The sequence below is a fragment of the Paenibacillus sp. Z6-24 genome, from assembly GCF_054161335.1.
Genome location: NZ_CP096398.1, coordinates 4,737,141 through 4,751,768 on the forward strand (window position 1 = coordinate 4,737,141; position 14,628 = coordinate 4,751,768).

At 47.5% G+C, this 14,628-nt stretch carries 14 protein-coding genes; 3 read left to right on the plus strand and 11 right to left on the minus strand.

Annotated elements, in window-relative coordinates; genetic code table 11:
• The first annotated feature begins 127 nt into the window (after window positions 1–127).
• A complete protein-coding gene (locus M1D61_RS20485) occupies window positions 128–1,282 on the plus strand; it encodes an iron-containing alcohol dehydrogenase (RefSeq protein ID WP_458120401.1) in 1,155 nt (384 codons plus the stop codon).
• A 143-nt stretch (window positions 1,283–1,425) separates the two neighbouring features.
• On the opposite strand, the gene M1D61_RS20490 is transcribed toward M1D61_RS20485, so the two are convergent.
• Entirely contained in the window at window positions 1,426–1,971 is a 546-nt protein-coding gene (locus tag M1D61_RS20490; RefSeq protein ID WP_458120402.1) for a glutathione peroxidase, read from the minus strand.
• A gap of 215 nt (window positions 1,972–2,186) precedes the next feature.
• Window positions 2,187–2,999 carry a formate/nitrite transporter family protein gene (locus tag M1D61_RS20495; RefSeq protein WP_458120403.1) on the minus strand — a complete coding sequence of 271 codons (813 nt, stop codon included), beginning with the start codon at window positions 2,997–2,999 and terminating at the stop codon, window positions 2,187–2,189.
• 450 nt (window positions 3,000–3,449) lie between these two features.
• Here M1D61_RS20495 and M1D61_RS20500 point away from each other — a divergent pair, with 450 nt between their 5' ends.
• Window positions 3,450–3,752 (plus strand): hypothetical protein, encoded by a 303-nt coding sequence (locus tag M1D61_RS20500; protein ID WP_458120404.1) that lies wholly within the window; start codon window positions 3,450–3,452, stop codon window positions 3,750–3,752.
• A gap of 161 nt (window positions 3,753–3,913) precedes the next feature.
• On the opposite strand, the gene M1D61_RS20505 is transcribed toward M1D61_RS20500, so the two are convergent.
• On the minus strand, window positions 3,914–4,480 hold the full coding sequence (locus M1D61_RS20505; RefSeq protein ID WP_458120405.1) for a DUF420 domain-containing protein: 567 nt from the start codon (window positions 4,478–4,480) through the stop codon (window positions 3,914–3,916).
• A 131-nt stretch (window positions 4,481–4,611) separates the two neighbouring features.
• On the minus strand, window positions 4,612–4,893 hold the full coding sequence (locus M1D61_RS20510) for a GNAT family N-acetyltransferase (protein ID WP_458120406.1): 282 nt from the start codon (window positions 4,891–4,893) through the stop codon (window positions 4,612–4,614).
• 245 nt (window positions 4,894–5,138) lie between these two features.
• On the opposite strand from M1D61_RS20510, the gene M1D61_RS20515 reads away from it, so the two are divergent.
• Window positions 5,139–6,734 (plus strand): methyl-accepting chemotaxis protein, encoded by a 1,596-nt coding sequence (locus M1D61_RS20515; RefSeq protein ID WP_458120407.1) that lies wholly within the window; start codon window positions 5,139–5,141, stop codon window positions 6,732–6,734.
• Between the two features lie 87 nt (window positions 6,735–6,821).
• On the opposite strand, the gene M1D61_RS20520 is transcribed toward M1D61_RS20515, so the two are convergent.
• The 7 genes from M1D61_RS20520 to aguB form a co-directional block, all read right to left on the minus strand.
• Window positions 6,822–7,592, minus strand: a complete 771-nt coding sequence (locus tag M1D61_RS20520; RefSeq protein ID WP_458120408.1) for an NAD-dependent epimerase/dehydratase family protein — start codon at window positions 7,590–7,592, stop codon at window positions 6,822–6,824.
• Window positions 7,589–11,080, minus strand: coding sequence for a PAS domain S-box protein (locus tag M1D61_RS20525; RefSeq protein WP_458120409.1), 3,492 nt, complete (start codon window positions 11,078–11,080; stop codon window positions 7,589–7,591). The genes M1D61_RS20520 and M1D61_RS20525 overlap by 4 nt, the downstream gene beginning before the upstream one ends.
• A 265-nt stretch (window positions 11,081–11,345) precedes the next feature.
• A complete protein-coding gene (locus M1D61_RS20530) occupies window positions 11,346–11,507 on the minus strand; it encodes a hypothetical protein (protein WP_458120410.1) in 162 nt (53 codons plus the stop codon).
• 153 nt (window positions 11,508–11,660) lie between these two features.
• The gene (locus tag M1D61_RS20535; RefSeq protein ID WP_458120411.1) at window positions 11,661–11,822 is read right to left on the minus strand and encodes a hypothetical protein; all 162 of its coding nucleotides are present in this window, start codon (window positions 11,820–11,822) and stop codon (window positions 11,661–11,663) included.
• An 85-nt stretch (window positions 11,823–11,907) separates the two neighbouring features.
• Window positions 11,908–12,408, minus strand: coding sequence for a hypothetical protein (locus M1D61_RS20540; RefSeq protein ID WP_458120412.1), 501 nt, complete (start codon window positions 12,406–12,408; stop codon window positions 11,908–11,910).
• 1 nt (window position 12,409) lies between these two features.
• A complete protein-coding gene (locus tag M1D61_RS20545; protein WP_458120413.1) occupies window positions 12,410–13,267 on the minus strand; it encodes an aldo/keto reductase in 858 nt (285 codons plus the stop codon).
• 443 nt (window positions 13,268–13,710) lie between these two features.
• The gene (aguB, locus tag M1D61_RS20550; protein ID WP_458120414.1) at window positions 13,711–14,589 is read right to left on the minus strand and encodes an N-carbamoylputrescine amidase; all 879 of its coding nucleotides are present in this window, start codon (window positions 14,587–14,589) and stop codon (window positions 13,711–13,713) included.
• Window positions 14,590–14,628: the final 39 nt, after the last annotated feature.

The following is a 14,628-nucleotide window of genomic DNA, read 5'->3' on the forward strand; positions in this document are numbered from 1 at the left end:
CTCCCTCTTTGAAACCACGTATATTTTACGGCAGCAATTGATATTTTTGTATCCGTTCTCAAGCTATACTTAATAAAGTAAGTATAACCCAATTGCTTCTAACATCCAATAAGCGAGGTCGATCAGAATGGCAGGTAAAGCAAAATTCATGATGCCCGGTATGAGTCTGATGGGTTCCGGTTCCCTGCAGGACGCCGGTGAGGAAATCCGCAAGCTCCAATATCACAAAGCGCTCATCGTTACCGACCAACCGCTGGTGAAGATCGGTATTGCCGCTACAGTGACCGATATGCTGCAGCAGGCAGGCATTACATCCGTCATTTACAGCGGCACACGTCCCAATCCTACGGTCAGCAATGTAACCGAAGGGCTGCAGGCGTACAACGATAATGGCTGCGACTGCATCATCTCTCTCGGCGGGGGCTCACCTCATGACTGTGCCAAAGGCATCGCCCTGCTCGCGACCAATGGAGGCACTATGGAGGATTACGAGGGCGTTGACCGCTCTTCCCATCCGGCTGCTCCGCTGATCGCGATCAATACCACTGCCGGAACGGCCAGTGAAATGACCAAATTCTGCATCATTACCGATGAAGTGCGTCATGTGAAAATGGCGATCGTCGACAAGCACACCACACCGCTGATCGCTGTCAATGATCCGCAGCTGATGATGGCGATGCCCAAATCGCTGACAGCAGCAACCGGTATGGACGCGCTCACTCACTCAATTGAAGCATATGTATCCACGGATGCCACGCCGATCACGGATGCCTGTGCACTCAAAGCGATCGAGCTGATCCGCGACTATCTGGTTCGTGCCGTGGATAACGGTCAGGACGAAGAAGCCCGTGAACAAATGGCCTATGCCGAATTCCTCGCCGGTATGGCCTTTAATAATGCGGGTCTTGGCTATGTTCATGCCATGGCCCATCAGCTGGGCGGATTTTACGATCTGCCTCACGGCGTGTGCAATGCCATTTTGCTGCCTCACGTAGAACGCTATAACATGCAGGCTGCCGCAGACCGCCTGACCATCATTGCCCGTACGCTGGGCGAGCAGGTCGATGAGTCCCAGCCCGAGCAGGGTGTAGAGCTGGCGATTCAGGCGATCGAGAAGCTATCCCGGCGGGTCGGTATTCCTTCCGGTCTGCAGGGGCTGGGCGTCAAGCCCGAAGACTTTGATACCCTGGCTGCCAATGCGATGAAGGATGCCTGTGGCGCCACTAATCCGATTCAGCCTTCCAGGGAAGATGTTATACGCATGTTTGCGAGTGCGATGTAGGGCAAATGGGCTTCTCATTCTATCCTCAATACATGGATCTGCACGATGGTCTATTCCTCATATCCCATTTAGGTTGTTGCAGTATCCAAAAAGCCCGGTGAAAATATCACCGGGCTTTTTTTTATGCTATTTGGATGCCTTACTTACAGTAGAGCTTCAATATCGCCTTCAAGATCATAAGGATCGGTTGTAGGCTCAAAGCGTTTGATCACTTCGCCGTTACGGTCAATCAGGAATTTGGTAAAATTCCATTTGATTGAATCGCCCGGCATGTATTCAGGATGGCGCTCATGCAATAGCGGCAGCAGAATTCTCGCGACCGAATGCGTCATATCAAAACCTTCAAAAGGCTTGGAATCCGCCAGATACGTAAACAAAGGATGCGCATTCTGATCCCGTACATCCACCTTTTGGAACATCGGAAAAGTTACGCCATAATTCAGCATACAGAAAGCCTGTATCCGTTCATTATCGCCCGGTTCCTGATCGGCAAACTGGTTGGAAGGAAATCCGAGTACGATGAAGCCTCTATCTTTATAACGATCATATAGCTTCTGTAGATCTTCAAACTGAAAAGTAAATCCGCATTCGCTCGCTGTGTTCACAACCAGAATAACCTGATTACGGTATTCCTCCAAAGATACTTCCTTACCAGCCATTGTTGTTGCCGCAAATTGATATACGCTCATAATTGGTTTTACGCTCTCCTTTGGTTACAATCATTCTTGTTTCTAGTATATTGTAACCAGCCAAGAACCCAATCGAAACTATATACCTAAAATAATTTTATATAATCAAGGTACTAAGAACTATATCATTAATTATTTTGTCGAATCATAAAATATTAGTAGTTATTTACAGTAAATACCGCTGATTATCTTTTTTTTGCGTAAAGGAATATAAATCAATCCTGGTCTGCAGTATGTTCATCCGTTGAATCGGTATCCATAAAAGGCTTGTTCACATAATAATACATCATCGACATAAAGACCGAACCGCCGATCAGATTTCCGATGGTTACCGGAATCAGGTTATGAATAACGCCTGCAAAATTGATGGTGGACGGGTGATCGATTACCAGAGCAATTGCAAATGTACACATATTGGCAATACTGTGTTCATAGCCCGAAATAAAGAAGCAAAATACGAACAGCATCATACAGAACAGCTTGGCGACCTCATTTTTGAGACCCATAGGGATAAAGAATGCCAGACAGACGAGCCAGTTACATAGTATCGCCCGGAAAAATAGCTGGGACGTAGGCGCCTGCATTTTATGCTCCACCACATTCAGCAAAAAAGCATTGACCGAATAATCCGAATATAGCCCCGTCAGATAGATCAGCAGGGCAAAAGCACAAGCCCCCATAATATTGCCGATATAACTGGTCACCCACATCTTGATCACCTGCAGCCAGCGTAGTTTACGTATAAGTGCTGCATAGGAGTAATAGAACGTATCCCCTGTAAACAGATCTCCTCCGCCCAGCGAGATCAAAATAATCGCCGCGCCAAAGGTGAGTGCTGCCATCGGGTAGGCTGCAGGAGATTCCACCGCATAAAAGAAATTCCCTGTTTTAAACGCTACGATAACCCCGAATCCGATAAACATACTCGCCAGCATGGAGCGCGACAGGTAGCGGAGTCTGCTCTGTCTAAAAATCATATTCTTTTCCAGGGCCAGCTTCTCCACCTGTTTTAACGATTGTAGTTCCATTCATTCACCATCCTAGTATGATTTTGACTTGAGCTGTCGATTTACAGCTCTATAAAGATACATTTCATTATAAAACTAACTACACGCAAAAAGCCCGTTCTAACCCGCTCCTTTTTGCCCACTCTTAAATAGATCATTTGGCATAGGAGATTTTTCCTATTTGTCGACAAATTGCGACTAAAGTCACTGAAGCTATTAACTTAGTGAAACAAACTGCCGAAATGATATTATAAGCGAGCACATTCACAGATTAGACACATCATTTTTCTGTAACCAATGATTATGGTGTTTTCACACTAAATCTTGATGATATATAGATGTTATCAGTAATTAATTTATTTCAATGTTGGCTAGTCTATGAAAAAATTAACATATTTAATCTAGTTTTAATGAATAATCCATGAAAATATGTTAATGTAAATTTACAATTAAAACACGAGGTGACCGAAAATGACAACTCATAACAAAGTACAGCAACTTCGGGAATTGCTGCCACAAGAACAGCAAGGAATTACACGCTATGTTGAACACGCTCTGCAATCCATCGATGAGCTGGTCGAAAAACATCGTCAGTACACTGCTTCTCTGGCTATTTACGGCGATCGCATCAATGGCAACGAAGAACGTGTATATCGTGATACCATTTCCGAAATCAAAGCTCAGCTGATTGAGACACTGGAAAGAACAGTAGAAGACTTTTCCCACCTGGGTGACAAGAACTGGAGCAAAAACTACAAAGACGGTATCAAATAAGAACTACAATTACCGCCCTGGACAGATGCATCCATTATCGTACACACCGACATTCCATGAGATGAAGATTGGATATAACACTATTATTTTCAAATAGCATAATAAAAAACCGTGGCCCGGGAAGCCACGGTTTTTTGTACATATCCTCGTACCCGATATGCTTAATAATAGGGTGCCATCATCAGATAGACAATAACTCCGGTAGAACTTACATACAGCCAGATCGGCATCGTCCAGCGGACGATTTTTTTGTGCTTGGCGATCTGCATCGTCCATCCCCATACCAGTGCAAACAGTGCCAGCGGTACGATAATCGCGGCCAGGAAGCTGTGCGTAATCAGAATGAAGAAGTAGACGGTACGGATAAATCCTTCGCCGCCGTATTTGGCAGTCTCCGGTGAGAGATAATGAAAGGTTAAATAGGTAACCAGAAACAGCAGTGTGGATGAAAATGCCGCCAGAATGAAGCTCCTGTGCAGCTTGATGTTCTTTTTCAAAATTGAGATAAGCGCTGCGACGAGGAAGATGAAGGTAAAGCTGTTAAAGATCGCATTCATCCGCGGCAGCAGGGTAATATCAAAGCCAACCGTTCCTTTGTAGCCGATAGCCGGTGAGAAAAACAGCAGCAAAATGATGACATTCGCAATTACAGATACGGTAATGATCAGACCTGTAAAATTCTTATTGGTCGTTGGCTTAAGATTGCCGGTTTGTGTACCCTTGTCCATGTGTACTCTCCCATCCTTGCGATTCATACTGGGAATATCGAAATATCCTCATTATATTATATTTTAATAAACCGGATAAGGATAAGCGGATTGGTGACAACAGTTTGAACGTTTTGCAATTGGGGCGTTATTTACGTATCCTGACGCCAGATATCATGATATTCCTCATTGCGCTTGAACTGTGCCAGTGCATAGGAACAGGCTGGTACAATTGTCTTGCCCTGCTCGCGCGCCACATCCACTACACGCTGCACCAGCTGCTGGCCTACTTTCTGACCGCGCAGCTCTTCCGAGACAAAAGTATGGTCGATGATAATCGACTGTTCATCATACGGGCCGAAGCCGATTTCCGCTTTGGGATCTCCATCCACTTCCATAACGAATCCCGTGTCATTTTGTTTGATTTCCTGCATAAGTCTTATCTCCTTTATTGTAAAATTTCAACTAATCTTTTATCCCCTTAATCTCCATCTCAGAAACACGGCTGCTTGCCAAATACCTAATCTAATAAACTATTAACATATAAATTTTTCACACAAAAAAATTTTCTTGTAAATAATTAACTAATTAAGCTTTTATAGTTCTTTTTACCTATTACCATTTGTTTAACTTTGTCGAAATATATAATAAATTCACAATTTGAAATTGGAGGCACACTATGAAGTGGTTTCATAACTTGAAAACATCCGTTAAAGTCCTTTCTTCCTTTTCCCTTATTATCCTTGTATTAATCGCATTTGGTATTTATAGCATGCGTAATCTGGAGCAATCCAATAAACGTACCCATCAGATTACAAGTAACAATCTGATTTCGGTACAAAGTCTGTCCGCCATCCAAATTTACTACCAACGTCTTAGAGTAGCCGTAAGGGATCTCAACACCGTTACAGCTGAGGCAGAACAGCAATCTTACCTAAATAAAATGGTTGATTTCAAAGCAAATATTAACGAAAATATTTCACTCTTTACTCCATTAGCGACAACAAAAATAGAGCAGCAAACATTAGCTGAATTTCATACTAATTATTCTCAATATATTCAATTGTATGATCAGGCTAGTCAAATGGCTCAGGTGCATACTATTGCAGGTACAGCAAAGTTTATAGAATTTAAAGAGACAACTCTTAAACAGGCCGGAGATAAAGTGACTGCTTCTCTGGAGCAACTGCTCAAAATCAACACAGATCTAGCCAGTCAGGCCAGCATTGATGCTCAATCCAGTTATGAAAGTACACGCAATATCACTATTATCGTCCTTGTAACGGCTACAATATTCAGTATTCTGCTTGGATACTTGATTGCCCGGACAATCTCGAATCCGCTGATTCAGCTGTCCAGACTGATTTCCCAGTTCGCTCAGGGAGATCTTAGCGGTAAATCCGATATTGATACAAAAGACGAAGTAGGCCAATTATCCGCTTCTGTAAATACTATGGCAGATAATCTGCGTAACCTAATTGCACGAATCTCCCTCTCCTCCCAAAGCGTAGCTGCTGCATCGGAGCAAATCTCAGCCACTACCGAGGAAATCGCCAATACGAGCAGTACACAAGCCGAATCTTCCGCCAATATTACCGAATTGTTCAAGGAATTATCTGCTGCTATTGATTCGGTAGCGGTTAGCGCAAGTGAAGCTGCAGATCTGTCCAATAAAACAGTTGAAATGGCTCATCAAGGTGGCCGTATTGTAGATCAGTCCATGGTAAGTATGCAGAATGTCAACGAATCCATGCATCGCCTGGAAGAAGATTCACAGCGTATTGGTGAAATTATTAGTGTAATTGACGATATCGCCAATCAAACCAATCTGCTTGCCCTGAATGCTGCAATTGAAGCAGCCAGAGCAGGAGATCAGGGTAAAGGCTTTGCTGTTGTCGCTAATGAAGTACGTAAACTGGCTGAGCGCAGTATGGATGCAACCAAACAAATTTCCACCATTATCAAAGTGATGCAAAAAAACACTCAGGACAGCGTAGATTCTGTAAAACAGAGTGTAGACCAATCTACCCAAACCGGGGATTCCTTCCAGGTAATTATCGAAATGGTCAACAATTCAGCACTTAAAGTAAATGATATTGCTGCTGCCTGCGAGCAGGAATCCGCTCAGGCCAATGAGGTCATGTTTGCGGTAGAGTCCATTGCTGCTGCAAGTCAGGAATCTGCCGCTGCAGCCGAAGAGACGGCCTCTTCTTCACAATCCCTTGCTTCACTGGCCGAAGAACTCAACGACTCCGTTTCCGTATTTAAAGTGTAATCATTCAATCAATAAAAAGCCTGAAACCTTTCCTTATTAAAAAGGAGCTAGGTTCCAGGCTTTTGTTTTTAAACGTATTCTTTCTATTTATTCTTTTTGACCCCCCTGATAGATTGTCTCGTCCTGCGGAATTTCACCTTGACGGCGCTCCTCCTCAGCCAGCAGCTCGGCGGCGTCATCCTGCGGCTTATAGCCAATCTCCTGCTCCAGATAGGCAATATCATAGTAGTTATCCGTATTGGCAGATGTGCCATACAGATTCATGAATTTGCGGCTGTCATCCGCTTCGATACAGCAGCGCATCAGCTGTACCATATCCCGCTCCGAAATCCAGATATGAGCAGCACGCTGGGAATGCGGACGATCATCACCGGGGAAATTACCGATACGTACATTAAATGAAGACAGCTGATGCTGATCCGCGTACAGTCGGCCGAGCAGCTCGATATAACATTTGCTCAGTCCATAGATGCTGTCCGGGCGGTAGGGATCATTCACATCCACTTCTTCACCAACCTTATAAAAGCCGGTCGCATGGTTGGAACTGGCGAAGATCAGGCGCCTTACGCTGCTTTTACGGGCGGCCTCGTACAAATGATACGCGCCGGTGACATTGACCGGCAGGGCGACGCCGAGAAAATCGTCATTGTCCTTTTGCCAGCCGATATGCAGAATAGTATCCACCCCCTGCATCATTTCCTCAATGCGGTCGGGATCTGTAATATCCAGTTCGCGGATCCCCTCTGCCTCATTCGCCACTACGTCTGTCGCCACAATATCATACTCTTTCTTCAGTCCCTGATAGAGCGCGCTGCCGATGCGGCCGCCAGCTCCGGTAATGAGTAATTTGCGCTTCATAGTCGTCCTCCCTGGTCGAGTTGTTGGAGATAGTACGCACATTCTTTGAGAATACGGTCGATTTCCTGCAGACGCAGCGGCTTGCTGATAAAGTCCTGCATTCCTGCGTTCAGACACATCTGACGATCTTCATTACGGGCAAATGCTGTCGTGGCGACAATGACCGGCTGCTCATGCGGCTGCAGGCGGCTGCGAATCTCCGTGGTCGCTTCGATGCCATCCATCTCAGGCATCTGGATATCCATGAAGATGAGGTCATACGGATGAGTTAAAGCAGCTACTACCGCTTCCCGGCCATTGTAGGCAATATCCGTCTGGTAACCGAGCTTCCGCAGCATTTCCTGCATCAGCTTCTGATTAACCGGATGATCCTCGGCGACGAGGATGCGCAGCAATCCATATTTGCCGCTGCCGCTTGTATAGACTTGCCGCTCGCTGAGAGCGGAGACTGCATTAGAACTGAAAGCAGATTCCATAATAGCCTCTTCCACAATGTACTGCATAGGCAGAATAAAGCGGAAAGTGGCTCCCATGCCTTCTTCGCTGTCTACGCTGATCGTACCGCCCATCAGTTCAATCAGCTTTTTACAAATAGCGAGTCCCAGACCGGTACCGCCATATTTGCGGTTGATCGCGGGATGCAGCTGAGAGAAGGACTGGAACAGCAGCCCCTGCTTGTCACTGGAGATACCGATACCGGTATCACTGACTTCGAACTGCAGTACACATTCATCTGACCGGCGTTCCAGCTGACGGACAGACAGATTAACACTGCCTTTATCGGTGAATTTGATCGCATTACTGATCAGATTCACCAGCACCTGGCGCATCCGGGACGCATCACTGATAATGATCGATGGAACCTGGTCATCAGTATGATAAGTCAGCTCGATCTTCTTCTCGGCAGCTCGTGTGGAGAATAGATCAAATACGCTGTCCAGCAGGTTCGTCAGCTGGATCGGCTCATGATCAAGCACCATTCTGCCCGCTTCGATCCGGCTAAAATCGAGTATTTCGTTCAGGATATGCAGCAGGGAGTCACTGCTGTCCCGGATAATATCGATATAGCTGCGCTGTTCTTCATCGAGCGGCGTATCTGCGAGCAGACCGGTCATACCCATAATGCCGTTCATCGGCGTACGGATCTCGTGACTCATAATCGCAAGGAACTCCGATTTGGCCCGATCTGCCCTTTCCGCCAGTTCCTTGGCGCGAATAATCTGCTTCTCATTGGTAATGTCGTTAAAGACAACGACAGCTCCCTTGCGCTGTCCGCGATCCCAGATCGGAGTGATCCGGTAAGAGACGAGGACGCTAGAACCATCCTTGCGGAGGAAAATCGCTTCTTGTTCTTCATACGATGTGCCTTCCCGCAGTGCCTGATCGATCGGATTGTCTTCCGACGTGTACGTGGTGCCGTCCGCATGCGTCAGCTGGAACATATCCAGCAGCAGCTGACCGGCCAGTTCACGGGTGCTGAATCCGAGCATCCGGGTCGCTGCCGGATTAATGAATGTCGCCCGGCCCTCATTGTCCAGACCGAAAATGCCCTCCGATACGGAATTGAGGATCAATGTATACTCATTGCCCAGCTTCTCGATCTGTTCCATATGACGTTTCATTTCCGTAATGTCGGTAGCTATACCGTAGACGCCCACAATCTGCTGATCGACCACAATCGGCAGATTAACGACACTGATCCGGCGGTATTGGCCGCCTTTGACCACTACTTCGGACTCGTACGACTGCGGCTCGCCGTGCAGGGCATGTTCAAAATGCTCTGCCGTATCATAGATACTTTCCGGAGCGACAAAGCACTCAAAGGATCTGCCGATCAGCTCCTCCTCCGTACGGCCCATCAACTGCTCCATCTGTGCGTTGATCGTCGTATACCTGCCCTGGTTATCAAAGGAAAATACGCTGGCCGGGTTATAATCAAACAGCGATTTGTACCGCTGCTCGCTTTCCTGAATCAGCAAAGAAGCCTGACGACGCTCGGTAATATCCCGCGCAATCGAGATCATTTCTTTGACCTGGCCTTCCTCATCATGGATATAGCGGCCGGATGCTTCCAGCCAGACATATCCCCCGGATTTATGGCGATGCCGGTAAATGACAGGCTTGGTCTGCTCACCGGCAAGATGAAGATTTATATACTCTTTGACCGCAGCTACATCATCCCCATGAACGTAATGCAGGCTGGATTCCCCTTCCAGTTCTTCCGGCTGGTAACCCAGAATGTTATAACAAGCAGGAGAGCAATATAGATACACAGCCTCCTCCACAGAATGGCGGGAAATGAAGTCCAGCGATTGTTCCGAGATCAGCCGATACTGGCGCTCACTCTGCTTCAGCCGCTCCTCCATCTCAATCCGCGGAGTAATATCCTGGGTCATCCCGATAATCTGAACCGGCTGGGATTGATGATCGGTTGTGACATTCCAGTGAGATTGCAGATAGCGGATCGACCCGTCTTTCAGCAGGACACGGAATATATCCTCTCCGTTGCTTCCGGTCTGCATGGACTGGCGGATTTTGGCCTGCAGAGAGGGCAGGTCTTCCGGATGCACAATCTCCCGAACTTTCTCGATCGGTACCTCGGTATATTCGAAAATGTAGCTAAACAACTCCTGTGTCTCACTGCCCACCGTAATCCGATCTGTGGACATATCCCAGTCCCACGAGCCGATATGCGCAATCCGCTGGGCTTCACGCAGACTGTCTTCGTACTTTTTGCGGTCATTGATATTGCGACCGATTCCGAGCACCTTGGTAATTTCGCCATGCTCATCGCGAACGACCTGGAAAGAAATTTCAAACCATAGGTAATAGCCCTTTTTGTGTTTGAGTCTCCGGGTCGTCATGCCCTGATCCAGATAGCCCCGACCGCTGGCAATCATGCCTGCCGAATCGTCAGCATGATAATACTGCATCCGACTCTGGCCGATCATCTCTTCAGGTTTGTAGCCCAGTACCTTATAAAAAGATTCGGACACATAACGCAGAATCCCATCCGGCGTACTGTAAGAGACAAGGTCATTGGCATTTTCCGTAATCAGACGATAAATTTCCTGGTCGATCCCGGTCAAATACGCATGGCGACGAACCGGTTGGATTTCCTGAAACTGTGCAATATAATATACAGCCCGGCCCGCTGCATCGTGTATGGTAGAAACCTCGATGCCTATCTGCAGCATGTGTCCGAGCTTGTGTTTATAATATTTGCGGGTACAGTACGGTTCTCCCTGGGAGACAGCTGCTTCCGATGCAATCGTCGTGTATGGATAGGTGGTCGGACTTGCCGGGTGAACAAGATCTTCTTCACGCAATGCATACAGTTCGCTCTCTTCATAGCCCAGCAGCTGGCAAAGCGCAGGGTTCACCTGCATCCACGTACCATTCTCCGGATCAATTATTGCAATCCCTATAGAGGCAGCATGATAGATATGTTCGTAAATTATTCGGTCATGTCCTGATTGATTAATCACATTATTCCCCTCCAATAACACACTTGCCCGGATTCTTCTTTATCTTTTCTTTATAATTTATATATACTGCAGATTACCCTTATATTGGATAACCGAATAGTATCGCGCTATCTTTCTTCCATGAAATGTGGGGTACAACAAAGCGGCAAATGAAAAAGACACCGGCGCTGCAATTTGTGCATCACCAGTGTCTTGCGTATGACCTTGCTGCCTGGCTGCAATCCAGCCTGAGCAGATTAGGTTAGGCTTTGATTCTCTGTATGGATTACTGATTGAGCGTAGTTGTTGTCGTTGTGTCTTTACGCTGACGCATGGAACCCGAGATATTGCGAACCTGATTCATCACTTTGTCACGTGCACCTTTGTTACGCATAAGATATACAGCACCCAGTCCAATTGTCGTCCATAGAGCTTTTCTTCCAGTCATGATGTTTTTCCTCCTTAGATGTTCAATTGTTTTGCTTTCTTCTTCGCGTTGTTGCTTAACTACAATTTACCCTTCTCTGTAGAAAGTAAACATGCAAATTAACAATATCCATCAACCAGATTCTTTCATTGCCGAATACTATAGAAGCATACATTACACCAGCCCGGTGCACTCCCCAATCGGCTCCAGCCGAAAGATTCCATGACCTTTAAGATCACCGGATGCCTTCAGCCGGATCAGATAGGGCTGCTGCTTCTCTATCGCATGGAAGCGAAAAGAAAGGCTGTACCACAGCTTGGTCTTCATTTTCATCAAATAGGCAGCGCCAATCCCTGATGCCTGTCCGTAAACTGGTACTTCCCCATTCTCAACCCTCCATGATCTCGTTCATTGCCGGGAATTAGCGGTATATTGTAGTCTCATGGTGAGTGTCCGTAACTTCCGCGTTTAATTGTCTGGCTACACCGTATACACCTTCGTCCATCACCTTGTCATGGCTCCATATGTACACCGGGCGCATGAACCGGTTGGCGGCTCGCAGCATACGGTGGTCGATACGCACTTTCCATTCACAGCGCAGATGGGTAGAGCGGCCATCGTCCGATTTGCTCATAAAACATGTACCCGTACCGGATAATGGACCCTCGACCTCCAGTGTAAACTGGTCAGGCTTCTGCTTGTCCGTTACCTTGAGCAGGATCGATAGCCGCAGCAGCATTTTGGTCTTGAATGTGCAGCGAAATACATCGCCGATGCCTTCGGGCCCGCTGCCCTGTTCAATCTTTTCAAAGTTTACATTGTCCCAGAATTCAATGTCTTCAATATGATCAGCCAGCTCCCATAATTGCTCCCGGGGTGTGCCGATCTTCCAGCTGCTGACGAACAGATAGTGGTGTGCCATATCAGATCATATCCAATGGTACTTTGTGTGACGGCGCGGCAAATGCCTGGTCCAGCTGATCCAGCTGCTTCGTAGTCAGCTCAATCGCAGCTGCTCCGGCGTTGCTCTCCGCATGTTCACGGCTGGATGCCTTGGGAATCGCCATAACATTGCCGCTGCGAATACACCAGGCCAGCATAATCTGGAAAGGATGCGCCCCCTGCTGCTCCGCAACATCCTGCAGCGCCTGATGGGAAAGCAGTTCCCGACGCAGCGTACCTGCCTGCGCCAGCGGCGAATAGGCCATAACCGGCATCTGGTGCTCCTGCTGCCATGGCAGCAAATCCAGTTCGATCCCGCGTGATCCCAGATGGTACAGTACCTGATTGGTCGCACAGTTCTTGCCATCTGTCAGGCTGAACAACGCATTCATATCCTCGACATCCAGATTGGAGACGCCCCAGCGGCGGATTTTGCCCTGCTGGACGAGCTTCTCCATGCCTTCTACGGTCTCGTGCAGCGGAATCTGTCCGCGCCAGTGCAGCAGGTACAGGTCAAGATGGTCTGTGCCGAGACGCTGCAGGCTGTTTTCACAGCTGTTCACGAGCCGCTCACCGCCAGCATTATGCGGATATACCTTGGATACGAGAAATACGTCATCCCGCCGTCCCTTGATCGCTTCACCGACCAGGGATTCGGACCGTCCTTCCCCGTACATCTCTGCCGTATCGATCACGGTCATTCCGAGCTCCAGCCCATACTGAAGCGCCTGAATCTCTTCCATTCTGCGAGCAGGATCATCTCCCATATTCCACGTCCCCTGCCCGATGGCAGGCAGCTGTGTTCCATCTTTTAACGTAATATAGCGTGCGTTATTCATCGGTGGAAGCTCCTCTCTACTTGGCTGTTTATGATAGGCTTTTTATATTCTTTTGCCTGGTTAACGATATGTCGGCTTCCGGCTTATACTGCCGGTGTCCCCTATCTAACCATTAACCGCTATGGACTGGTGAAGAACCGAAAACATGATGAATCTATTGTCTTTGCAGGAGAATGGCAAAAGACAGATACGTCATAGTCAAGAACCGGATAATTATGTTATTTTGCACTTATCTAAAGATGATAATAATTCTCAATAAGGAAATGAGAACGTGTATCTCTGTTGATCCATGCAGTGGTACGACCAACAATTGCCGTGCGGAAATTGACTGCTATCAAGTAGCACTTTGGGTGGGTTTATGTACTCAAAATACCTCCCAAACAAAATAAAGCAGGCCGTAGATCATCATACCTCATGATCTACGGCCTGCTTTTATATATCCATTACTTGATTCTGCGCTCGCCATCGTACGTGGCGATCATCTGGTACAGATCCGGACGGCGGTCGCGGAAGATGCCCCATTCCAGACGCTGGGTCTCCAGCAGATCCAGATCGAATTCGGCTACCAGCACACCTTCGCTGCTGCGGTCGGCTTCCTGGACTTTGTTGCCCTGTGGTCCGGCGATAAAGGAAGAACCGTAGAAGTTGATCGAAGAATCTTCGTCTTCCTCTTTGCCGATCCGGTTGGAGGCAATAACAGGGATCAGGTTGGCGCCTGCATGACCAAGCATGCACGCCTGCCAGTGATCTTTGGAATCAATGGACGTATCCTGCGGCTCCGAGCCGATCGCTGTCGGGTAGAACAGCAGCTCTGCGCCCATCAGTGCCATGCAGCGCGCCGCTTCCGGATACCATTGATCCCAGCAGATGCCTACGCCGATTTTGGCATATTTAGTGTCCCATACCTGGAATCCGGTATCTCCAGGGTTAAAGTAGAATTTCTCCTCATAGCCCGGACCATCCGGAATATGACTTTTGCGGTAGCGACCCAGAATCTCGCCGTCTGCATCGATCACAGCGAGTGAATTGTAACGCGCATAGTTTTTCTTCTCATAAAAGCTGATCGGCAGTACAACGTCCAGCTCTTTGGCAACAGCACGGAAATGGTTGATCGCTTTGTTATGCTCCAGCTCTGTAGCATACTGGTAATATTCCGCTTTTTCCTTCTGACAGAAATACGGCGTCTCGAACAGTTCCTGCAGCAGAATAATCTGTGCACCCTGTGCTGCCGCTTCGCGTACCAGGCGGTCCGCTTTGCGGATGTTATCGTCAATATCCCAGGAACAGCTCATTTGTGTGGCTGCCACTTTTACATTTCTCATCGTATCGAAGTCATCCTTCCCATAGTGGATTGCATTTCT

Coding starts and splice junctions, on each gene's coding strand:
- M1D61_RS20485 (WP_458120401.1), top strand. CDS start 128: ATGGCAGGTAAAGCAAAATTCATGATGCCCGGTATGAGTCTGATGGGT.
- M1D61_RS20490 (WP_458120402.1), bottom strand. CDS start 1,971: ATGAGCGTATATCAATTTGCGGCAACAACAATGGCTGGTAAGGAAGTA.
- M1D61_RS20495 (WP_458120403.1), bottom strand. CDS start 2,999: ATGGAACTACAATCGTTAAAACAGGTGGAGAAGCTGGCCCTGGAAAAG.
- M1D61_RS20500 (WP_458120404.1), top strand. CDS start 3,450: ATGACAACTCATAACAAAGTACAGCAACTTCGGGAATTGCTGCCACAA.
- M1D61_RS20505 (WP_458120405.1), bottom strand. CDS start 4,480: ATGGACAAGGGTACACAAACCGGCAATCTTAAGCCAACGACCAATAAG.
- M1D61_RS20510 (WP_458120406.1), bottom strand. CDS start 4,893: ATGCAGGAAATCAAACAAAATGACACGGGATTCGTTATGGAAGTGGAT.
- M1D61_RS20515 (WP_458120407.1), top strand. CDS start 5,139: ATGAAGTGGTTTCATAACTTGAAAACATCCGTTAAAGTCCTTTCTTCC.
- M1D61_RS20520 (WP_458120408.1), bottom strand. CDS start 7,592: ATGAAGCGCAAATTACTCATTACCGGAGCTGGCGGCCGCATCGGCAGC.
- M1D61_RS20530 (WP_458120410.1), bottom strand. CDS start 11,507: ATGACTGGAAGAAAAGCTCTATGGACGACAATTGGACTGGGTGCTGTA.
- M1D61_RS20540 (WP_458120412.1), bottom strand. CDS start 12,408: ATGGCACACCACTATCTGTTCGTCAGCAGCTGGAAGATCGGCACACCC.
- M1D61_RS20545 (WP_458120413.1), bottom strand. CDS start 13,267: ATGAATAACGCACGCTATATTACGTTAAAAGATGGAACACAGCTGCCT.
- aguB (WP_458120414.1), bottom strand. CDS start 14,589: ATGAGAAATGTAAAAGTGGCAGCCACACAAATGAGCTGTTCCTGGGAT.